The 22,000-nt window shown below is 57.9% G+C and carries 22 protein-coding genes and 1 pseudogene; 21 read left to right on the forward strand and 2 right to left on the reverse strand.

The features are described from left to right. The first annotated feature begins 13 nt into the window (after window positions 1–13). Both NQ492_RS05200 and NQ492_RS05205 read left to right on the forward strand, forming a co-directional pair. Window positions 14–1,489 (forward strand): sulfatase family protein, encoded by a 1,476-nt coding sequence (locus tag NQ492_RS05200; RefSeq protein ID WP_259873863.1) that lies wholly within the window; start codon window positions 14–16, stop codon window positions 1,487–1,489. A 31-nt stretch (window positions 1,490–1,520) separates the two neighbouring features. After that, a complete protein-coding gene (locus tag NQ492_RS05205; protein WP_022061811.1) occupies window positions 1,521–2,645 on the forward strand; it encodes an aldose epimerase family protein in 1,125 nt (374 codons plus the stop codon). Window positions 2,646–2,780: 135 nt separating this feature from the next. Here NQ492_RS05205 and pbpC read toward each other — a convergent pair whose 3' ends face one another. Continuing rightward, window positions 2,781–5,084 (reverse strand): penicillin-binding protein 1C, encoded by a 2,304-nt coding sequence (gene pbpC, locus NQ492_RS05210; RefSeq protein ID WP_015545717.1) that lies wholly within the window; start codon window positions 5,082–5,084, stop codon window positions 2,781–2,783. Between the two features lie 82 nt (window positions 5,085–5,166). Here pbpC and NQ492_RS05215 point away from each other — a divergent pair, with 82 nt between their 5' ends. Both NQ492_RS05215 and NQ492_RS05220 read left to right on the forward strand, forming a co-directional pair. After that, window positions 5,167–10,437 (forward strand): MG2 domain-containing protein, encoded by a 5,271-nt coding sequence (locus NQ492_RS05215; RefSeq protein ID WP_259873866.1) that lies wholly within the window; start codon window positions 5,167–5,169, stop codon window positions 10,435–10,437. A 306-nt stretch (window positions 10,438–10,743) separates the two neighbouring features. After that, window positions 10,744–11,961 carry a site-specific integrase gene (locus NQ492_RS05220; protein WP_118407007.1) on the forward strand — a complete coding sequence of 406 codons (1,218 nt, stop codon included), beginning with the start codon at window positions 10,744–10,746 and terminating at the stop codon, window positions 11,959–11,961. Between the two features lie 70 nt (window positions 11,962–12,031). Here NQ492_RS05220 and NQ492_RS05225 read toward each other — a convergent pair whose 3' ends face one another. Beyond that, a complete protein-coding gene (locus tag NQ492_RS05225; RefSeq protein ID WP_141405246.1) occupies window positions 12,032–13,195 on the reverse strand; it encodes an IS4 family transposase in 1,164 nt (387 codons plus the stop codon). 205 nt (window positions 13,196–13,400) lie between these two features. Between NQ492_RS05225 and NQ492_RS05230 the strand changes: the two genes are divergently transcribed. From NQ492_RS05230 to NQ492_RS05310, 17 genes and pseudogenes are all read left to right on the forward strand, one after another. After that, a complete protein-coding gene (locus tag NQ492_RS05230; RefSeq protein ID WP_082426838.1) occupies window positions 13,401–13,700 on the forward strand; it encodes a helix-turn-helix domain-containing protein in 300 nt (99 codons plus the stop codon). An 11-nt stretch (window positions 13,701–13,711) separates the two neighbouring features. Further along, window positions 13,712–14,053, forward strand: a complete 342-nt coding sequence (locus tag NQ492_RS05235) for a hypothetical protein (protein WP_259873871.1) — start codon at window positions 13,712–13,714, stop codon at window positions 14,051–14,053. A gap of 290 nt (window positions 14,054–14,343) precedes the next feature. Next, window positions 14,344–14,544, forward strand: a complete 201-nt coding sequence (locus NQ492_RS05240; RefSeq protein WP_014774805.1) for a hypothetical protein — start codon at window positions 14,344–14,346, stop codon at window positions 14,542–14,544. Then, the gene (locus NQ492_RS05245; protein WP_244075996.1) at window positions 14,541–15,194 is read left to right on the forward strand and encodes a hypothetical protein; all 654 of its coding nucleotides are present in this window, start codon (window positions 14,541–14,543) and stop codon (window positions 15,192–15,194) included. Before NQ492_RS05240 ends, NQ492_RS05245 begins: the two co-directional genes overlap by 4 nt. A gap of 6 nt (window positions 15,195–15,200) precedes the next feature. Then, window positions 15,201–15,413 (forward strand): hypothetical protein, encoded by a 213-nt coding sequence (locus NQ492_RS05250; RefSeq protein ID WP_014774803.1) that lies wholly within the window; start codon window positions 15,201–15,203, stop codon window positions 15,411–15,413. A gap of 12 nt (window positions 15,414–15,425) precedes the next feature. Continuing rightward, complete coding sequence (locus NQ492_RS05255) at window positions 15,426–15,725, forward strand: hypothetical protein (RefSeq protein WP_015546439.1); 300 nt, start codon at window positions 15,426–15,428, stop codon at window positions 15,723–15,725. Window positions 15,726–15,773: 48 nt separating this feature from the next. Beyond that, the gene (locus tag NQ492_RS05260) at window positions 15,774–16,097 is read left to right on the forward strand and encodes an LPD28 domain-containing protein (protein WP_015546438.1); all 324 of its coding nucleotides are present in this window, start codon (window positions 15,774–15,776) and stop codon (window positions 16,095–16,097) included. A gap of 5 nt (window positions 16,098–16,102) precedes the next feature. After that, entirely contained in the window at window positions 16,103–16,540 is a 438-nt protein-coding gene (locus NQ492_RS05265) for a hypothetical protein (RefSeq protein ID WP_015546437.1), read from the forward strand. 12 nt (window positions 16,541–16,552) lie between these two features. Further along, entirely contained in the window at window positions 16,553–16,768 is a 216-nt protein-coding gene (locus tag NQ492_RS05270; protein WP_009597164.1) for a hypothetical protein, read from the forward strand. 17 nt (window positions 16,769–16,785) lie between these two features. Beyond that, on the forward strand, window positions 16,786–17,208 hold the full coding sequence (locus NQ492_RS05275) for a hypothetical protein (RefSeq protein ID WP_019151264.1): 423 nt from the start codon (window positions 16,786–16,788) through the stop codon (window positions 17,206–17,208). 52 nt (window positions 17,209–17,260) lie between these two features. Further along, window positions 17,261–17,557 carry a hypothetical protein gene (locus NQ492_RS05280; RefSeq protein WP_026318695.1) on the forward strand — a complete coding sequence of 99 codons (297 nt, stop codon included), beginning with the start codon at window positions 17,261–17,263 and terminating at the stop codon, window positions 17,555–17,557. A gap of 126 nt (window positions 17,558–17,683) precedes the next feature. Further along, on the forward strand, window positions 17,684–17,896 hold the full coding sequence (locus NQ492_RS05285) for a hypothetical protein (RefSeq protein ID WP_118407002.1): 213 nt from the start codon (window positions 17,684–17,686) through the stop codon (window positions 17,894–17,896). Window positions 17,897–17,913: 17 nt separating this feature from the next. Then, entirely contained in the window at window positions 17,914–18,204 is a 291-nt protein-coding gene (locus NQ492_RS05290; protein WP_259873874.1) for a hypothetical protein, read from the forward strand. Window positions 18,205–18,336: 132 nt separating this feature from the next. After that, the gene (locus NQ492_RS05295) at window positions 18,337–18,615 is read left to right on the forward strand and encodes a hypothetical protein (RefSeq protein ID WP_147513220.1); all 279 of its coding nucleotides are present in this window, start codon (window positions 18,337–18,339) and stop codon (window positions 18,613–18,615) included. 49 nt (window positions 18,616–18,664) lie between these two features. Next, window positions 18,665–18,949: pseudogene (locus NQ492_RS05300) on the forward strand (DUF4326 domain-containing protein); the annotation flags it as partial. A gap of 88 nt (window positions 18,950–19,037) precedes the next feature. Beyond that, window positions 19,038–21,209 carry an SF1B family DNA helicase RecD2 gene (gene recD2, locus NQ492_RS05305; RefSeq protein ID WP_015546435.1) on the forward strand — a complete coding sequence of 724 codons (2,172 nt, stop codon included), beginning with the start codon at window positions 19,038–19,040 and terminating at the stop codon, window positions 21,207–21,209. Window positions 21,210–21,311: 102 nt separating this feature from the next. Further along, a complete protein-coding gene (locus NQ492_RS05310) occupies window positions 21,312–21,758 on the forward strand; it encodes a PIN domain-containing protein (RefSeq protein ID WP_015546434.1) in 447 nt (148 codons plus the stop codon). Window positions 21,759–22,000: the final 242 nt, after the last annotated feature.

Genomic DNA, 22,000 nt, shown 5'->3' on the forward strand with positions numbered 1-22,000 from the left:
GGACAGAACGACCATGAGAAACAAGACAATACCCGCCGGTAAGATCGGACTCGGGGCTTCGCTGGCCCTGCTCTCCGGCGGCGCGGCCCAGGCCGCCAAACCCGCCCGGCAAAACCCGAAGCGCCCCAACATCGTGCTCGTCATCGCCGACGACTGCCGCCATTACGACCTGGGCTGTTACGGAAGCCCTGACGCCATCACGCCCAACATCGACCGGCTGGCCGCACAGGGCCTGCGTTTCGAGCGCTTCTTCCAGGCGACGGCCATGAGTTCCCCGACGCGCCACTGCCTGCTCACGGGGCTTTACCCCGTCCGTTCGGGAGCCTATCCCAACCACACGCGGCTCGACGAGGGGGTGCAGACGCTGCCCGAATACCTCAAGGAAGCCGGTTACCGCGTCGCCCTGCAGGGCAAGCGGCACATCGCGCCGATCAAAGCCTTCCCGTTCGAGTTCCTTTCGGAGGAGTCGCTGCGGAGCGTGCACCCCGAAAAGATCGAACCGTTCCTGGCCGACGTGGCGCAGACGGGCGAACCGTTCTTCCTTTACGTCGGTTCGACCGAGCCTCACGACCCGTGGACGCTCGGCGACCGCAGCCTCTGGAATCCCGACGACCTCACGCTGCCCTGCAACCTCGTCAACACGCCCGAAACGCGCCGCCAGTTCCGCAACTACCTCGCGGAGATCAACGTGCTGGACAGCCAGGTGGGCGCGGTGGACTCCCTGCTCCGCAAATACGGGCTTGACGAAAACACCGTCTTCATCTTCACCAGCGAACAGGGTTATTCGTTCCCGTTCGGCAAGTGGACCTGTTACGACGAAGGCCTGCAAACGGGCTTCATCGTACGCTGGCCGGGCGTGGTGAAACCCGGCACGACGACCGACGCCATGTGCGAATACGTCGACGTGACCCCGACGTTGACGGACATCGCCGGCGGAAAGACTCCCGAAGGACTCGACGGACGCAGTTTCCTGCCCGTCATCCGGGGAAAGGCCAAGAGTTTCAAACAGGAGGTCTACGCCATCCAGACCAGCCGCGGCATCCACGCCGGACCGGAACACTACGGCATCCGCTCGGTGCGCAGCGACCGCTTCGCCTACATCCTAAACCTCACGCCCGAGGCGACGTTCAAGTGCATGTCCACGCACCCGAAACGCGACTGGTGGGCTTCGTGGAAGGAGAAAGCCGCGACCGACGAATTCGCCCGCGGACAGGTGGACCGCTACCAGCACCGCCCCGGCGAAGAGCTTTACGACATCGTCAACGATCCGTTCCAGACCCGCAACCTGGCCGACGATCCCCGGTACGCCGCCGAAAAGGCAGCGCTGCGCACCAAACTGCTGCAATGGATGGAACGCCAGGGCGACAAGGGCCAGCAGACGGAGATGGAGGCCAAGGAGCACATGTTCCACAAGGAGGCGGCCGACACGCCCCGGGCCAAAAAGAAAAAAACCGGCAAAGCCCGGCCACAAAACGCACGGAATAATTAACTTTGCAGACAAGAACCCAAAAAACCGACCCATGAAAAGAAATTTCATCGCATTATGCGCCCTGCTGCTGGCCGCCTGCGGAAGCCAGGAGCCGAAAATCACCCTCTTCAGCAACGAAGCCTTCCAGACGGAGGCGGACGGCAAACCCGTCGGAATCTACACGCTCCGCGCGGGCGACGTGACCATGCAGGTCACCAACTACGGCGCCCGCGTCGTGTCGCTCTGGACTCCCGACCGCGCGGGCGACTACGAAGACATCGTGCTCGGCTACGAGACGATCGACCGTTACATCAACAATGACGGCGAACGCTTCCTCGGCGCGGTCGTGGGACCCTACGCCAACCGCATCGCCAAGGGCAGCTTCACGCTCGACGGCACGGAGTACAACCTGCCGATCAACAACAACGGCCAGACGCTCCACGGCGGAATCGACGGCCTGGACCGCGTGGTCTGGGACGTGGTTTCGGCCTCGGAAGACCAGCTGGTGATGAAGTACCTCCACGCCGACGGGCAGGAGGGTTTTCCGGGCAACCTGCAAATCGAGATGACCTACTCGCTCACGCCCGAAAACGAATTCCGGATCGACTACAGCGCCACGACCGACAAGCCGACCGTGGTGAATCTCTCGCACCACCCCTTCTTCAACCTCAAGGGCGAGGGTAACGGCACGATCCTCGACCACGTCATGACCATCAACGCCAGCCACACCACGCCGGTCGACTCGGTGCTGATCCCCACCGGAGAGATCGCCGACGTCACGGGCACGCCCTTCGACTTCCGCCAGCCGCACGCCATCGGCGAGCGCATCGGCGCCGACAACGAGCAGCTGCGCAACGGCGCGGGCTACGACCACAACTGGGTCCTCGACCGCAAGACCGCGGACGGCATCGAGCCGGCGGCCACGGTCTGGGAACCCGCTTCGGGCCGCACGATCGAGGTGCTGACCGACCAGCCCGCCATGCAGTTCTACAGCGGCAACTTCTTCGACGGCAAAGCGAACGGCAAATACGGCAAACCGCTGCGCTACCGCGAATCGCTGGCGCTCGAAACGCAGAAGTATCCCGACAGCCCCAACCACGACAACTTCCCCTCGACCGTACTGCGTCCGGGCGAAGAATACACACAGGTCTGCATCTACCGCTTCGGGGTGAAATAACGCCCGCCCCGGTGGAAACACACGAACGCCGCAGCAGGGGATCATCCCTTGCTGCGGCGTTTTCCGTCGGACCCGAAACGCCGGATTGTCTGCGGGCATCCGTCAGGCGAAGAGGCCCTGCGCCGGAAATCCGCCCTACCGGCAGCTGAACGCGACGCTTCGGGAGGCCCCGTGCTCGTCGATCACCGTCAGGCGGTGACGCCCGGGAGCGGGCCGGACCGAGAGTTTGTGCTCCAGCGAGGTCGCGCCGAGATACCGGTCGTCGAGATGCCAGAACAGCACGGCGTTGCGGTCGCGGTGCACGGCCGTGAAGACGAGGCTCTGCTGCCGGCCTTCGAGCGACTTCGGGGCCACCAGCACGCGCCCCGGCTGCGGATAGATGATCTCGATGGGGTCGTTTCCCGCCCCGCGGCCCGACAGGCCGGGGTGCAGCGGCGGCAGCGGGAGGTAGTCCGGATGCTGTCTCCGGTAGTACCACTCCTGCGCGGGCGGCAGAATGAACATCGGCCTGCGGACGATGCGGGCCGGATCGCAGCAGTCGGTCGTCACGCGGTATTTCAGGTCGGGACTCAAATTGACGATCCGGTGATAGGGGCAGACCTCGCCCGGGGCGGCAGTCCGCGGAATCATCAGCGTATCGCGGTCGGGGCACACCTGCGAGGCCAGAAATCCGCTCTGACGGCAGACCACGGCGGGTTCCAGGTCGCCGTAAGGCTCTGCGAACCACTCGCTCCCGGGCAGCAGGCCGAACACCTCGAACAGGACGGGCGCAGCGTACCCCACGCCCGTCATCAGCGGCCGCCCTTCGCCCGAACAGTTCCCGACCCAGACGCCCACGGCGTAGTCGGGCGTCGCCCCGACGGCCCATGCGTCGCGGTTGCCGTAGCTCGTCCCGGTCTTCCAGCCGATCTTCTTCGACGAGGCGAAATACTGCCACTCGCCCTCCTCCTCGGGGCGCGTGACGCGGCTGATCGCCTCGAACATCAGCCACAGCGCACCCCGCGAGAGGGGAATGTCGCCGGCCGCAACGGTCTCGGCCGACGACGCGTCGTAGTGCGGCCGGCGGATCGTCTCCTGCCCGCCGAGTTTGGCCGCCATCAGCATATAGGCGGCCGTGAGGTCCCACAGCGTGATCTCCGCGCCGCCCAGAATCAGCGACAGCCCGTAATGGTCGGCGCTGCGGTCGATCGTGCGGAAACCCAGCCCCCGCACCAGCGACAGAAAATTCTCCCGGCCGTATTTGTCGAGCATCCGCACCGACGGGACGTTGAGCGAACGCTCGACCACCCGGTCGGCGGGAACCGCGCCGTCGAACGTGCGGTTGTAGTTCTGCGGCGTGAAATCCCTGTAATAGGTCGGCACGTCGGGGAAAAGCATCGTCGGAAGCGCCGTGCCGTCGTCGAGCATCCCGGCGTAGAGGATCGGTTTGAGCACGCTGCCGCTGCTGCGCCGCGCGGGGATGACGTCGACGCCGGTTCCCGCACTCCGGTCCCCGGGGTCGTAGACGTTGCCGGCATAGGCCAGCGCCTCCCCGCTCCGCACGTCCATCACCACGACGGCCAGGTTGTTGATCCGGTTGCCCCGATACTGCGCGTTGTAACGCCGCGCCAAGGCGTTCACCCGCCCCTGAAGGTCGGCGTCGAGCGTCGAGCGCAGCGCCCCCGTGCGCATCTTGCCCAGCAGGTGCATCGCCTCCATCGGCATCGGTTCGGGAGCTTCGGGCAGCGGTTCCAGCTTGGCCAGGGCGCACGTCAGGGAGTCGATGTGCCCGCCGCTCCGGATGCGGTCGAGCAGCCTGTCGCGCTTCTCGCGCAGCCGTTCGCGATTGCGCTTCATGTGGATCAGCGAAGGCGCGTTGGGCAGCACGGCGAGCAGGGCGCTTTCGGCCCACGAAAGGTCCCGCGCGCTGCGGCCGAAATAGTACCACGAAGCGCTCTCCAGCCCCACGACATTGCCGCCGAAGGGCGCATGGGCGGCATACAGGGCCAGAATCTCCTCCTTACTGCACCGCATTTCGAGCCGCAGCGCCAGCACCGCTTCGACGAACTTTTCGCCAAAGGTCCGGGGCTTCCCGCCGCGGCTCAAACGGATGGTCTGCATCGTGAGCGTGCTGGCGCCGCTCTCGATCCGCCCCGCCGCGAGGTTCTGCCCCACGGCGCGCGCCAGCGCCAGCGGATCGACTCCGAAATGACGGTCGAAACGCTTGTCCTCGTAGGTCGTGATTGCGGTGCGGAACTTCCCGGGCACGCTGTCCGTCGGAAAGAACCGCCACTGCCCGTCGGGGGCGACCTTCGCCGAAAGAAGCCGCCCGTCGCGGCTCCACACCGTCGCGGAGAACGGCTCGTCGAAGAGCGTCCGCGGCAGGGCGAGGAAAAAACCCGCGGCGAGCAGCAGGGTAAGCCCGACCGCGAGGAGGCAGATTCTTTTTTTCGACATCATTTTTGACATATTTTATATATCTTTGGTGGAAGATATGCGCACCCCGCCGTATCCAACGCAAAGTTACCTAAAAAAACGCACCATGAAACCATTCCGCGCCGCATTGTTTGCCCTCATCGTCCTGCTGTCCGCCGCATGCAGCCGCCCGGCGAGCGACATCGTCGAGTCGTCGACCAACGGACTGTCGGGCGTCCGGATGCCGGTTCAGGTGACCCTGCGCGAGGGCGTCGAACTGGCCGAAGACGACCTGGAGGACGCCGTATCGTTCACCCCGTCGGCCGACGTCGAAGTTTCCCGGCTGGGCGTGCGGACGCTGCGCATCGTCCCGAAATCTCCCCTGAAGAGCGACACCCGCTACAAGGTGGCGCTCGACGCATCGAAACTCACCGGCGGAAAGGCCAAAGGCGTCGCCGAGTTCGAATTCTCGACGCCGAAACTGCGTTTCTCCTACAACCCCTGCTGGTTGCAGCAGAGCGACGACCTGAAATACTACGTGCTGGTCGGCGAAATGGTCTCGTCGGATTACGCCGCCGACGACTACGTGGAGCAGCGGCTCAAGATCAAGGGACTTCTGAAACCCGAAGTGACCTGGACCCATTCGGAGGACGGCACGGTCCACAAATACCGGGTCGAAAACATCCCGACCCGCAGCGACGAAAGCTACAAGCTGACCCTCGACTTCGACCTCGACCCGAAGCGGAACGTCGAGATGGAGGTCCCCCGCAAGGGCGAATACATCGTACTGGACCACACCGTGCAGACCGAGCCGCTGGCCGTGGTCGTCACCTTCTCCGAGCCGCTCAAGCCCAACCAGGATTTCAGGAACCTGATCCGCTTCGACCCGAAATTCCGGACCTCGGTCGACCGGAACCGCCTCTACATCTACCCCGAAACGCAACTCACGGGGAACTACGAGGTTGAAATCAGCCGCGAGGTGCAGAACAAGGCGGGGCGCCGGCTCGACGAAAGCTACACCTTCACCGCGGCGCTGCCCTCGCAGGCCCCTGCGATCCGCTTCACGGGCAAAGGCTCCATCCTGCCCTCGTCCAACCGCATGAGCCTGCTGTTCGAATCGGTGAACTTCGCCCGGGCGCGGGTGCGCGTGCGGAAGATCTTCGCCAACAACCTGCTGCAATTCTTCCAGCGGAACTACTACGGCGACACCTATTTCTCCGACATGGAGTACGTCTCCCGCATCGTCCGAGACACGACCATCGACCTCGGAGACAAGGCCTCGACGCGGCTCGACCGCACCAACAGCTACTCGCTCGACCTCAGCCGCCTGATCACCGACAGCCGGAAGTCGATGTACCTGCTCGAAATCAAGGGCGTCGACCCGCTGATTCCGGTCGAGAGCAACGATTACGACTACTATTTCGGCGACTACCGGACCTACGCCGAGCGGTCGAAGGTCGTCATCCAGTCCGACATCGGCATCATCTGCAAGAGCAGCGGCGACGGGGAGCTGATCGTCTACACCACCGACCTGGTCTCGGCGCGCCCGAAAGGCAGCTGCAAGGTCCGGGCCTACGACCGCCAGAACCAGCAGCTGGCCGAAGCCGTCACCGACTCCGAAGGACGCGCCGTGCTGAAATGCGGGGACGAACCCTACACGGTGCTGGCCGAGGCTAACGGCGACGCGGCCTTCGTCCGGGTGGAGCGGGGCGCGGCGCTTTCGTTGAGCAATTTCGACGTGGGCGGCACGACCGACACGAAGGGGATAAAGGGCTATCTGTTCGGCGAACGGGGCGTCTGGCGCCCGGGCGACGAAATTTACCTCACGCTGATCGTCGCCTCGGACAACCCGCTGCCGGAGAACCACCCGGCGTCGCTGGAGTTCTACAACCCCAACGGGCAGTTGGTGCAGTCGGCGGTCAGCAGCGGTTCCACGGACGGAATCCATACGTTCAAATTACGGACGACGCCCGCCTCCCCCACGGGAATCTGGCGCGCGAAGGCGACCTTCGGCGGCGCGACGTTCGAGAAAAACATCCGCGTGGACGCCGTCAAGCCCAACCGGATGAAGATCGAGATGCGCCTCGGCGACGGACAGACCGTCGACGCGAAGGAGTTCACCGGCCGGCTGACGGCCCGGTGGCTGCACGGCGCACCGGCCGCAGGATCGAAAGTCACGCTCCAGGCGCAGCTGTCGCAGATTCCGACGCGCTTCAAGGGTTACCCCGACTATTCGTTCGACGACGCCACGAAGCAGTTCGCCCCCGAGGAGCGGGAGATCGTCTCCGGCACGACCGGCACCGACGGCGCGCTGCAACTGACCACCGACCGGCTCTCCTCGCTGGAAGGGTTGAGTCCGGGGATGCTGAACGGCAAATTCACCGTCAAGGTCTTCGAAAAGAGCGGCGATTTCAGCGTCGACCAGCAGATCGCGGCCGTCTCGCCCTACAACGCCTATTTCGGAATCGGCGTAACCGCCCAACAAAGCGACTGGGGCGAGGAGTACCTCGACAGCAAACGCGACCATGCGCTGCGGCTCGTCCTGCTCGACGCCCGGGGCCGCCCCGCGACGGGCACGGAGGAGGCGACCGTGACGGTTTACAGGATGAGTTCCTACTGGTGGTGGGACGCCTCGTCGGCGGCTTCCCAGGCCCGCTACGCCAAAAGCGCGCTCAACGCCCAGTACAAAACCCTGCGGGCCACCCTCTCGAACGGCACGGGACAGGTCACGATGCGCTGGAGTGCGGGCGATTACGGCTATTACCTCATCCGCGTGACGGGCGCGCGGCAGGCGCATTCGGCGACGTGCGTCGTCTGCGTGTCGTCGTCCGATCACCGGGGCGGCATCTCCTCGGTGACCGACGCCGCGACACGCCTGGCCATCGCCCGCGACAAGGACAAATACGTGCCGGGCGACAAGGCCAAGATCACCATTCCTTCGTCCCCGGGCGCCCGGGCCTTGGTGAGCGTCGAGAGCGGCAGCTTCGTCCGCGAAAGCCGCTGGATAGCGTGCACCGACCGGCAGACCTCCTTCGAGATTCCCGTCAGGGAGGGCATGGCCCCGAACGTCTACGTCTCGGTGACCCTCGTCCAACCCCACGGCAACACGCTCAACGACGCGCCGATTAGGCTGTTCGGCGTTCTGCGGCTTCCGGTCGAGGACGCCGGCACGCGCCTGGCGCCCGTCGTCGAGATGCCCGAATCGGTGAAACCCGAGTCGGAAATCACGATCCGGGTCCGCGAGCGGAACGGCAGGCGGATGAGCTACGTGCTGGCGCTGGTCGACGAGGGGCTGCTGGGGCTGACGCGTTTCAGGACGCCCGACCCCTACCTCTATTTCAACGCCACCGAAGCGCTGGGCGTCCGCACGTGGGACCTGTTCGACCATGTCATCGGCGCCTACGGCGGCCGCATCGAGCAGCTGTTCGCCATCGGCGGCGACGCCGAGCAGCCGAACACCGGAGCGCTCCGGGCGCAGCGGTTCAAACCCGTCGTGCGGTTCCTCGGCGCCGAGAAGCTGGGCGCCGGGAAGACCAACACCCACAAGATCGCGCTGCCGCCCTACTTCGGGTCGGTGCGCGTGATGGTCGTAGCGTCCAACGGCCGCGCCTTCGGCTCCGCGGCGAAGGAGGTCGCCGTGAAAAAACCGCTTCTGGTGCAGGCGACCCTGCCCCGCGTGGTCTCCACGGAGGAGGAGATCGAACTTCCGGTCACGGTCTTCGCCCTCGAAAAAGGGGTCGGCAAAACCGACGTCCGGGTGAGCGTGAACGAAGCGTTCTCCGTGGTCGGGCCGCAGAGCCGGAGCGTCGTCCTCGGCGACGAGGGCGAACAGGTCGTCACCTTCCGGCTCAAGGCGGGCCGGCAGACCGGAATCGGGAAGGTCCGCGTCACGGCGGCCTCTTCCGGCGACAACTCCGCCTCGGAGATCGAGATCGACGTGCGGGAGCCGAATCCCTACGTCACGACCTCGGAAGAGCACATCCTCCAGCCGGGCGAAACGGTCTCCGTCAAGCCCCTGAAAGCCTCCGGAACGGCCCGTCTGGAGCTTTCGTCGATTCCTCCGATCGACCTTTCGCGCCGCCTCGAATACCTCGTGCGCTACCCCCACGGCTGCATCGAGCAGATCACCTCGGGAGCCTTCCCGCAACTCTACCTACACTCCATAGCCGAGTGCGACGAAGAGATGTTGCAGGACATCGACCGCAATATCAAGAGCGTCCTGTCGCGGCTGGGCGGCTATCAGCTCTCCAACGGCGCATTCGCCTACTGGAGCGGCGGAACTTCGCCTTCGGAGTGGGGCACGGCCTATGCGGTCCATTTCATGGCCGAAGCCGCGAAATACGGCTACGCCGTCGACCGGACGACGCTCGAACGCGCACTCAAATACCTGCGCGGCAACACCTTCGACAATCCGCTGACGCTGGCTTACGCACAATACGTCCTCGCACTGGCCGGCACGCCCGACCGGGGCGCCATGAACCGCCTGCGGGAGAGGTCGGCGCAGGCCGGCAGCGACGCGCGATGGCTGCTGGCCGCAGCCTACGCCCTCGACGGCAACCGGAAGGTGGCCGAAGAGCTGACCGCACAGACCGCCGGCACGGCGGCTCCGAAGGCCGACCCCTACGACGGAACCTATAACAGTCCCGAACGGCAGATGGCGATCGTGCTGATGACGCAGACGCTGCTCGGACAGCGCGAAGCGGCGTTCCGCACGGCCCTCAAAATGTCCGACATCCTGAAGAAGGACAAGTGGTTAAGTACGCAGTCGACGGCCTGGATGCTCAACACGCTGGCGAATTTCGCCTCCACGGGACAGACGGGGATCGACGCCCGGATCGGCCGGGAACCGATCCGAAGCGCCAAGTCGATCGCCTCCATGCCGCTCACCGCCCCAACCGAAGTGAGGAACACCGGCACGGGCAGCCTCCATCTGGTCGTGAGCCAGAGCTACACGCCCGGCAAGGGCGAGGAGGCGGAAGCCGCAAGCAGCCTGAAGATCGACGTCCGCTACCGGGACATGAACGGCGCGCCGCTCGACCCGCGGTCGGTCGCCGTGTCGACGGACTTCTACGCCGTGGTGACGGTCACGAACACCAGCGGCTACGAGCGTTACGCCGACCTGGCCCTGACGCACATCGTCCCGGCAGGCTGGGAGATCACCTCCGAACGGGACCTTTCGACGGTCACCTACCAGGACATCCGCGACGACCGGGTTTTGAGCTACTTCGACCTCCGGAGCGGCGAAAGCAAGGAGATCCCGATCAAACTCACGGCGACCTACAAGGGCCGCTACTACCTCCCCTCGGTCTGCTGCGAGGCGATGTACGACAACTCGGTGCGGGCGCTCCGGAAGGGCGAATGGGTCGAGGTCGTCGGGCAGACGCCGGCCGGAAACTGAACGACACGGCCCTGAAATAACGGAACATCCCCGTAATGGTTCCGAAGTTCCGGGGATAAAAAACAGAGGTATAAAAAAGTGTAAAGCAAAAGATAATCAAATAATTATACACTTTTCTTCAGTACCTTTGTTTTAGAAAAAAAGTAGAATAAGGTAATGTTAAACGAGGTTTCGGTTTCCAAATCGTTACCTCGTTTCTTTCGCTCTATTATTCATAGAAACGTGATTTTCAGTTTCTTGCATCGTTATTCATCTTGACATACGACTCTGCTGAAATTATTTTTGCAACCCTAAAAAGCAGAGTTTATGCGCAGCACGTTCAAGGTTCTGTTCTACCTTAAAAGGAACAAAGACAAAGATCAGAAAGTCGTCCCTGTCATGGGTCGCATCACGGTCAACGGTAGCATCGCCCAGTTCAGCGCGAAGCTCTCCGTTCCGGAGATGCTTTGGGAGGTCAGCGGCGGCCGCGCCAAAGGCCGCAGTCTCGAAGCGGATCGCATCAACCGTCATCTGGACAACATCCGCACCCAGATCGGCAAGCACTATCAGGATATCTGCGACCGGGAGTCATACGTTACGGCCGAAAAGGTCAAGAATGCCTATCTCGGCTTCGGAGAGAAATACCGGCTGCTTCTCGAAGCGTTCGAGAAATTCACCGGCGACCTCAAGAAACGTGTCGGCATCGACCGCTGCCACGGTACATGGAACCGCTACTATAAATCCATCGACCATCTGCGGACTTTCATGCGTAAGGAGTATAACGTGAGCGATATGCCGTTGGCGGAGTTGGAACAGTCGTTCATCGAGCAATACCACGTCTACCTTAAATCCGATCTGGGGCTCAAGCCTACGACCGTCAGCGGTTATCTCAAATGCCTGAAATACGTTGTCAAAATCGCGTTCAACAACGGCTGGATGCCTCGCAACCCCTTTTCCCTCTATCAATATACGGCTCCGAATCCGGAACGTAGTTTTTTAACGGAAGATGAACTCCGGCGTATGATGACTACCGAGCTGCGGTATAAGCGTCAGGACTATAACCGCGATATGTTCCTGTTCTCCTGCTTTACGGGCATCTGCTATGCGGATATGGCCTCGCTGACCTATGACCGGATCGAGCAGGATGCGCAGGGCGAGTGGTGGATCAGCGGCAACCGCCAGAAGACCGAAACCAAATACGTTGTCAAGTTGCTGCCTTATGCGTTGTTCATCCTGAACAAGTATCGGGGTCTGACCGGCGACGGACGTGTTTTTGCCATGTCTACACTCGATTCGATCGACGACAGCCTGAAAAACATCGCCCGGGAGTGCGGCATTGACAAACAACTCTCATTCCACCTTGCCCGGCACACGTACGCCACGACGATCTGCCTGTCGAACGGTGTGAGTCTGGAGACGCTTTCGAAGATGCTGGGACATAAAAATATCACCACCACTCAAATCTATGCGAAAGTCACCCCGCCGATGATCGACCGTGAGGTTACCATGCTCCGGGAGAAACTGGCAACGAAATTCTCCGTGTAGACACTTTGCGATAAAGTATATAAATATATTATGTCATTAGTGTCCCGTTAAAATTGGGACGAAGTTAATATTAATCAAATAGTCCCTCCAAGAGGGGATAATCGAGTTCTTTGACATCGTTGAAATTAGTCTTTTCGAAGAGATCTCTCAGTGGAGTCTTATCCGTTAGTGAGATGCTCAAAATCTGCAGGACCTCATAAGTTGACCGCTTTAGTCGCATGTCGTGTTGGACGATGGCGACAAGGCAATAAGTTATGATTGCAGAGCAAATTTGTATTCTGACAGCGTTCTCTGTAGTGCCCCAGAATTTCTTAATCTTGAGGTGCTGCTTGAGCCACTTGAAGAACAACTCAATCTGCCATCGGTTCTTGTAGAGATTAGCAATTTCGAGAGCGGTAAGATGGAATGCATTCGTCAAAAATGCGAAGTCTCTGTCTTGCTCGTCATCGTGAAATCTCACAAGTCGCAGCCTCTCAGGAAACTTCTTCTGTGTGTTCACATCCGTGAGTTCAATAACGGAATCAGAAAGCACATTCTTAGGCAATCTACGTTTCCATTTCGTACACTTGTACTGTAAGTTCTTCTTCGCCCGAACCACGAAGTATGATTCATTAAGACAAATCTTGTAGAGTTCCTTGAATGCATTGTAACCACGGTCAAATACGTAGTAAGAACCTGATTCATAGGGAATCTCCTTCATTGCCTTTGAATCGTGTACCGATGCAGTCGTAATATGGAAGAAAGCAGAAACTTGGGACTCCAGATCATAAAGGACATGCGCCTTAACGCCTCCTTTCTTCTTGCGGAACTTTGCCCACCAGAATACTGACAAGCAGAGCGGAATCGTTGTTGAATCAAATGCATAAACATTCCCCTTCAGCTTGAAGATGTCGGTTGCTCGTTTCTTGCGAGCCTGTTCCATCATGAAGAAGGCAAAGTCTTCAAAGATCCTGTAGTCACGATTCTGATTCGCTGTGGCAAATGTCGTTTTCGCTATTGGATTACGCCCCATTCCAAGGTGATAACATTTGGATTGGTGAGTCTCCAATGCAACGACAACATCACGCAGGCTCTCACGGTTACAGAGTTGTCCGAACATGAGTGCCATGAGCTGATTCCAGCAGGTGAAGTTCTTGACATACCTGTTCCCATCATACTTGTCAACCAGGTGACGGAACTTGTTGTTGTCGAGAAATGCAACCAATTGAGCGAATACATATTTGTCTTTGTTCATAGAGCAGTCCCTTTATGGGCTGCAAAATTACAAATTCAAATCGTCGCACATGAAAAATTACTTCTAATAGACTATGTTTCAACTATTTCAAAGACCGACTTGCCCGCTTTTACGGGACAGTAGTGATATTATGTATTTACATACTTGTATAAACTCATCATTCGGTCATTGCATCTTTGCGGCGAAAACCTACTGCAACCCGATTATGGAACGACTCGATGAGATTTTGGAAATCGTCCGAGAGATCCGCGAGGATGTCTCCTTTATGAAACGCCACCGTAATATGCTTTGCGGGATGCCTATTCTGGAAGTCGACGAAGTATGCGACCTTTTGAAGATGAGCGATCGTCAACTGCGCCGTTATCGCACTTCGGGTCAGCTTGTCGGTTTCCATTTCGGTCGTCGTCTAATGTTTTCGACGGCTGAAATCAACCGCTTCATAGAGCGTGTTGAAATGGAACATAAGCAGAAAAAGTCTTTGAGAAAAGCTATCCATAATCTTTAACACATAATACTATGTCTGAAACAACAGAAAGATCTTATTATCTGGTGGAGTCCATGTATTTCGAGAAACTGCTCCGCACGCATTTCATGCTGACACAATCCACGCTGCTCTTCGAACACCTGTTGAGCCACAGTGACCGCCCGATGTTCCTCTCGGCCCGCAAGGTCTGCGAGGTGCTGGGTATGGATTGCCACCAACTCGAACAATGCCGTAAAAAGCGGATGATCCGCGCCCGTGCCGTCAACGGACAGATGCTGTACGATGCCTACGAGTTGCTTGCGCTTACTGAACTTTTCTACCGCCGGAAGCTGCGGAAGACCCTCTCCTGGATACCGCAGTTCGAGGTGCGCTGATCCGTTCGTGCTGAAAGGGACTGACTGCATCCGCAGCAGTCTCTTTTTGTTTTGAGACAGCACGAATAATAATTAAAAATCCCTTTGTGAACGCCGGCCTCGGGGCAAGATAGCGCCGGACACGTTCCGGCGTCAAATTTTTGCGGCACGATCTCCACCCTTCGGGTCGTATCGCCCCTCAAAAATTTGCCTTGTCCGTGCCGTCGCTGATAATCCCGCCCCGAAGCCGGCTTCTCACTTTCATAGCGGGGATCTGCCGGCCGTATGTCAAATCAAAATCCATTTCGAAGATGAAACATCAAAAATTCGAGATTGCGGTGGCGGGTTACGACTACCGCTTCAAGACCTACGCCCGGGACGGCGTGGAGGCATCGGTAAAGGTGAAATGTTTTCTCGGAAAGCCCGATGCCGAGTGTACGATCCTTGTGCCTGCGTTGAACGATTACCTGCGGGAAACGGAATCCTGCCGCAGGCAGGTTGCTCAGCGATGAGAAAGTGGATCGATCAGTCGACCTTCGACGAGCTGCTGCTCGCCAATGCCGAGGATAACGTAGAGCGGGCTATTCGAAGCGCATCGGCCGTATTGGAAACAGTGCAGGAGTTCGTTCCGGAGGCAGCCTTGTTCTACCGTGTTACACATGCCGTGGACAGCCTGAAAAACTATTTCGAGGAAGCTTGCACCGGTTTCCGAAGAAACGGCATCCTGTTTCTCGTCCGCCAATATTTCTATCCAAAACCCTATTACGACCTCCGATTCGATTGGTCGTTCTTCCGATATGCGGACAACTACTCCTTCGGCAAGGCTTTCGACAAACAAACCGCTCCGAACCGTATCGGGGTCTTCACCAAAAAGAAGATCGACGACTGGGTGGAATACCTCACGCAGGGTTTCCGGAATCTCGAACGGATCGATGCGGAGAACGAACGCAAAATAATCGGGTACCGCAACCGGTTGGAGGCTCTGTCCGATGTGGTTTGGGTTCATGACAAAAGTCACGGCCAGATCATTCGTAACGGCCTGACCTATACTTTCGATATCCGGCAGACGGATTACAGCGAAAAGATCTCTTTGGACTATCGGTGCCGCACGCTCGACGATTTCCTTGCACTCTCCGACAATAAATTCACACCTAAACCTTAAACGACTATGGAACGAAACATTATTATCGAAAATATCTGCACTGCGTGCCGCTGCGGCGAACGTCGCGCCGAGGAATATTTGGCCGCGGAACTTCGCAACCTGCGGGAACTGCGGGATGCCGGGGCTCTGTGCTACGGCGATCTTGAAACGGCCTGTTCTGGGCTGGGACTGGACTTCGATTATACGGACTATTTCTGTCAGGCCTTGTCACTGAACTAACTCCGATTTACGATGAACAATCTTTGTTTCAACCGTTTCACACTGCGGACGGACGATGCGAAAACCCGCCGTAAAATCCTTCGCTGGCTGGCGCTCAATTACCGCTTGTACGAATACCTCCCCTCGGAGGCAGAGATCCGCGGACGGTTCATCTCGCGCAAACCCTTTCCCGCCGAAGCGCTCCGGCGCCAGATCGGGAAACTGCGCGGCGACAGGACTCTGTTCCTGCGGATTGTCTCTACGGACTTATACTCGCTCTATGTGGAAGGTAATGTCTATCTGCTCGGGGCGTGGTACCGAATCTTTCTTTAATCACCTGCCGCCTGCTCCGCAACGAGCGGGCGGCGTCATTTCCATATCATGGCATACGAATCATCCATTCCTTTCGCGGATATCCGGGATTTCCGCGAGGCCGAGATCAACGGCATCTCTGCTCTTTTCACTATGTGTCGCCTCGATTCCGAAACCCTTCCCGCCGATTTTCATTCGTGCGAGGTCATGGGCGGTCGGGGCAGCGATTTCCAGTGGCTCGTTCCGCTGGCTTTGGCAAACTTCACCGGAACGTTCGTCTCCCGGCAGCCCCTGCTCCGGGAAGGACAGGCGTACGCTGAAATACGCCGGTACGGCATCTATGACGCGACGACAGTCGACGAATGGTCTGAAAACAACAACGATAACTCTTAAACACTATGCGACGAAAATTCAAACTGAAGGTCAGCTATACCTTCAACGGCTGTTTTACCCTGCGTGCGGCTTCCGGCAAGGAGGCCGCACGTCTTGTTTCCGAACAATGCGGAACGGTTCTGAGTGCGATTCAAACGACTCTCGGCGAAGAATCCGAGGTAGACTGGCATTTCGACAAACATCCCCGGCTTGCAATCCGGGAAGTAATCGCTCTTCCGGAGACCCTTGACGGGGAGAAGCTGCCGCGCGTGCAGGTCTTTCACCCCGGGCAGCGTGTCTTCCGGAGCGATCCCGACTATGAAATGTCCGGTTGTTGTGTCGTCTGTTCGGGTAATGACGATAAGGAGACACCCTCCGACAAGGATCTTATCCTGATCTGCTGCTCAGACTCGGAAACTGAAGTCTATCCATGCGAACTACGTCCCATATCCGATAATCATTAAAGACACCTTCAAATGAACATGCAGGAATCCGATTTCCGGAGTGCGCTGGAAATCATCACCCGAAACAACAGAATCACTGTGTCGTTCAACACACCGATCGCCGACAACTACTCCCAAGTCTATCCGCTTCTTATCCATGAGAGCAACGCTTCGGTACTGAAACAGCTCCATGAGGCGGGCTTCTCGATGAGCATGACGAAAAAAGGACTGGAAGTGTCGAAGTATTAACCTCAAATAATCGCGCAATGAAACGCTATGAATTTTATCGGAATCAAAAAATTACTGTCATAGATTGCCGGTATTTCAGTTTTGAAGCCGAGAATCTCGAAACGGCAGTCCAGAAGATCAAGGATCTATGTGCTGACGGTCAACTCGATGAACTGTCAAATGATCCGACCTATCAGGAAGATGCTGCTTATCAGATTCCCGGAACGGAATATCCACTGGATATAGAAAACAATAATGGCGATCCTACGGTTATGATTTACTCGGCCGCAGACGGAAACTGCATCACGGACAACCTTCCGAAGAGAAGTATCAAATGCTTGTCGATGCCTGCGAGGCGTGGTGGAACAGACAATTCGCAGAGGAGCAAATCCGAATCCGGAAAGAGTCTGCCCAATGAATACCCGGAACAAACCCGATCTGCATTGCGGACCCCGACCTGATGTCCGCAGAAATACAATAACTCAAACCAAGAACATTTTAATGAACGAAACCATGAATTTACACGAATATTACCGTAACCATAAGGACGCGATCAACGCGTCGATTATGGATATTGCCTGCGATCTGGCCGTCGGACGGCTGCTGAACGCACACGGTGCACCTTTCGAAACATTCGTCGAAGCCGATGACCCCGACGATCCCGACGGTGGAACCCATTACAAGGAGGAATATCAAAAGGAATACGATACGTATTACGATAAGGAGTACGCCCGTGTCGCAAAGCTGATGAAATTCGACTATTGCCAAGAGGACGGAGTCGCGGCTTCGCCTGAAGATACGAACACCTAAACCATATACTTATATGATCGATATTCCTTTGTCCCTGCGCGTTCCACCGCAGGGACGCTATAACCGCGGTATTTATACCTGTTATGAATGTGATTTCGAACCGCCGCACTATACGTAGTACCTTGCATGCTGGGCCTTGCCGAGACCTCTGCCGGTACGATGGTCGTCTGGGAATGTCCCCGGTGCGGTCAGAAATGGATGTTTCACTATCGGGCCCAAAATTCCCGTGAAGCTCACGATTACGCCGCCCAGCTCCTCGCTTACCGCAATGGCGATCCCGATTGGCGTATGACGCTGAATCCCGACTGGATTGCGGTGCCGCGGCAGAAAAAAGAGTAACCCTAAAACCTGATCCAATGAAAATCTTTGAAAGAATCACAAAACGCTATGCGCTTCAGAATTACTATCTGCGGCGCAATTTCTATTGGCCGGATACGCTGCCGGAGATTCTCGATTATTGGCAGCAGCACAATGACCTGCCATTCCTCTACGGCGGCGATAACTGGCCGTATGATGCAATGTGCGAGCGGCAGCGCCGCAAGGGCGTCTATGCTTCGCAATACCTGACACCCGACCGCACGGCCTGCCAGATGGCGGCACTGGCCGTGCGATATTTCGACAATGACAGCCGTATCGTGGACGCCTGATGCGGCACGGGGCAACTTACGCGCGCCCTGCTCCTCGAGGGCGTGCATCCGTCGGCGCTCCTCGGCTTCGATGCCGATGCGGAGCTGGTTGATCTATACGAACGCCTCTATCCCGAAACTGCTGCGCTGCGGATGCAATTTCATGAGATCGACTTCCGCTGCGAGAACGTCATTGCCAATCCGCCGTTCGAGATTGTGGAGTGTGTCTACTTCCTGCAATGGCTCTCCCGCACGCAACGCTCGGGCGATCGTGCCGTGCTGCTTCTGCCGTACGGCTTTATCGACAAGCAGCGTCCCAAAGCCGTACAGGAGACGATGCGGCACTTTATCATCCACCACCGGACACCCATGCAGGAGCCGTTCGCACGCACTGCCTGCCGTGCGGAGATCGTCGTAGTGGAACGGGCGTAGTGCATTCCGACGCGGGGAGAACCCCGCGTCAATGTTAAAATTTTATGTCATGAAACGAACTGAAGTGGTAAACATTCGTTATGCAGCATGCGATGTTTACATCGGCCGTGCCGGCCGTGGTGAAGACGGTTATTTCAGGAATCCTTTTCGGCTGCTGCCAGGCATGAGCCGCGGTGCTACTTTGGACCGCTACCGCAGTTATTTTTACGGACGCCTGCGTACCGATCCTGAGTTTCGTCAGCGTATCCATGCTTTGAAAGGCAAACGCATGGGATGCTTCTGTAAGCCTTATCCATGTCATAGGGATATTATCAAAGAATATCTCAATACCTTGGACGATGAATAAAGGTCGTATGCCCGGCGGCATTGCTATTCCGGGATTTTTTCCGTAATTTTACTGGGTATTCAGTATCGTCCGTTTTATGAACGAACACCCGGCAACTCTTCTGCGCTGTGTCGTGGAACGTATCACCTATCAGAATCCCGAGAACGGATACTCGGTGCTGAAGGTCAAGGTGAAGGGCTATAACGACCTTGTCACGCTCGTGGGTAACCTGCTGGAGGTTCCCGTGGGCAGCGTCCTTCTGTGCCGCGGCGAATGGAAGGTGGACAAACGCTACGGCAGCCAGTTCGTCGCCGCGACATGGGAGGAGACGATGCCCGCCACGGTGTACGGGATCGAAAAATACCTCGGCAGCGGATTGGTCAAGGGCATCGGCCCCCGGTTCGCCCGGGCTATCGTCCAGCGATTCGGAACGGAGACCATCGACATCATCGAGACGGAGATCGAACGGCTTTACGAAGTTCCGAACATCGGACGTAAGCGTGTAGCGAAGATCCGCGAGAGTTGGGAGAAGCAGAAAGACATCAAAAATGTCATGCTTTTTCTGCAGGGCTACGGCGTGAGCACGGCCTATGCGGCCAAAATCTACCGGGAATACGGCAAGGAGAGTATTGACAAGGTGCGGGAGAATCCCTACCGCCTTGCCGACGATATCTGGGGCATCGGCTTCAAGACCGCCGACGGCATCGCCGCAAAGATGGGCTATGAGAAAGAGGACCCGCGACGGTGCCGGAGCGGCATCCTCTATACGCTGGGACAACTTTCGGACGAAGGACATGTCTACGCCGGGGAGGAACAGCTGGTAAAGACTGCGGGGCAGCTTCTTGAAGCGGGCGAAACGGCTATCCGTGACACCCTTGCAGGGATGCTTCAGGCCGAAGACCTTATTCTCGACAAGGATGCCATTTACCTTCCTCCGTTCTACCATGCCGAGTGCGGTACGTCGCGTCGCCTGAGAGATTTGGCAGAGAGTACGGGCCGTTCGTTGTTCGACGGGCTTTTCGATCCGTCGTCCCTCACCGCGGAAACCGGCATCGAATACGACGAGGTTCAGCTTGCGGCTATCCGGCAGGCCGTCACGTCCAAAGTCATGGTGTTGACCGGCGGCCCCGGTACGGGTAAGACGACTACGACGCAGGGAATTATCGCGGCCTTGAAAAAAGCCGGCCTGCGCGTGCTGCTGGCGGCACCGACGGGACGTGCTGCCAAGCGTATGAGCGAGGCGACGGGCATGGAGGCCAAGACCATCCACCGGCTGTTGGAGTACAACCCGCAGGACGGCTACAAGCGCAACGACGAGAACCCGCTGGAAGGCGACGCGCTGATCGTGGACGAGTGTTCTATGATCGACATCCTTTTGATGAACAACCTGCTGAAAGCCGTTCCCGTGGGGATGCGGCTGGTGTTCGTCGGCGACATCGACCAGCTGCCGAGCGTCGGGGCGGGAAACGTCCTGCGCGACATCATCGACTCGCAGCGTATCCCCGTCGTGCGGCTCGTGCGCATCTTCCGGCAGGCGCAGAAGAGCCGTATCGTGATGAACGCCCACACCATCAACCAGGGACGCTTCCCCGATACGAGCAACGGCCGCGACACCGACTTTTTCTTCATGCGGGAGGACGACCCCGAACGGGCCGCCGAAACCATCGTCCGGCTGGTGAAGGAGCGCCTGCCCCGCGCCTACCGGGAAAGTCCGGACCGTATTCAAGTACTTACGCCGATGCAGCGGGGCGTCGTGGGCGCTGCGAACCTGAACCTGCTGTTGCAGCAGGCACTGAATCCTTCGGGCCCGAGCCTCAATCGCGGCGGCTATACCTATCGTCAGGGCGATCGTGTGATGCAGCAGCGCAACAACTACGACAAGGATGTCTTCAACGGCGATCTGGGTTATATCCGGGAGGTGGATACGGAGGAGAGGACGTTGAAAGTCGATTTCGACGGCAAATGGGTCGAGTACGATGTCACGGAGCTCGACGAACTGACGCTGGCCTACGCCACGACGATCCACAAGGCCCAAGGGTCGGAATATCCGATCGTCGTCATGCCAGTACTGATGACCCACTTCGTGATGCTCCAGCGCAACCTGATCTATACGGGTATCACCCGGGCCAAAAAGATCTGCGTCCTGCTCGGTGCTGCGAAAGCTCTGGCCTATGCCGTCCGCAACGTATCCGTGCTGAAGCGCAATACGCGCCTTAAAGAACGTCTGAATCCCTCTGCGGCACTTCCTGCCGACAACCCCGGCATCTGATTCTTATGTCTTTGAGCCGCTCTTTCCGCGACAGGATGCATCCCGGAATGTTAACCCCGGTGATATTTCGTCCCTGATTTTTATACTTAAACAGCAATACCTATGAGAGTAATCTTTGATTCGAATGTTTTCGACGATATCATCGCAGGTCGTCTCGACGTTTCGGTTCTTATTCGTAAGCGTGTGAAAATATATATTACACACATACAGAAAGATGAACTGGCAGCATGCCGGAATGAGCAAAGACGGACTCAACTACTTCAGTGCATGGCATCGATAGGGGTTCATACGCTTCCGACGGAATCGTTTTGTATCGGGGTTTCCAGAATTGGTGAAGCGAGGATCAGCGACGGCAGCGATTTGATTCGGAAGTTGGAAGGAGGCAATCCGGTTCATATCCAGGATGCCCTTATCGGGGAAACAGCCATTAAGAACGCTTTGACCGTGATCACAAATGACGATAGGTTCAAAAAAAGAATTGCAGCACAGGGCGGCCAAGCCCTCACTACAGAGGAGTTCCTGAAGGTACTCAAAGAGCCGGATGCCTGAATCCGTATATTGAGTTTAAATGTTCCGGTGCAAAAAATGTTATGTTGTGGTATATTATTGATGTTTAGTTTATTACAACGCTTAAAAATATGCTGGGGGACGAACTGGGGACGGAATTTTGCTGGCCAAAAGAAAAAAAGAGCAAATATAGAATCGCTTTTTATTCCATATCGGAGGTTCCGTTTCCCAAAGATATGAAAAATTTATGTAATCCACGCAAAAGGTCGATTATAGGAGTTTAG

This window comes from Alistipes shahii WAL 8301, assembly GCF_025145845.1.
In the GTDB taxonomy this organism is placed as follows: domain Bacteria; phylum Bacteroidota; class Bacteroidia; order Bacteroidales; family Rikenellaceae; genus Alistipes; species Alistipes shahii.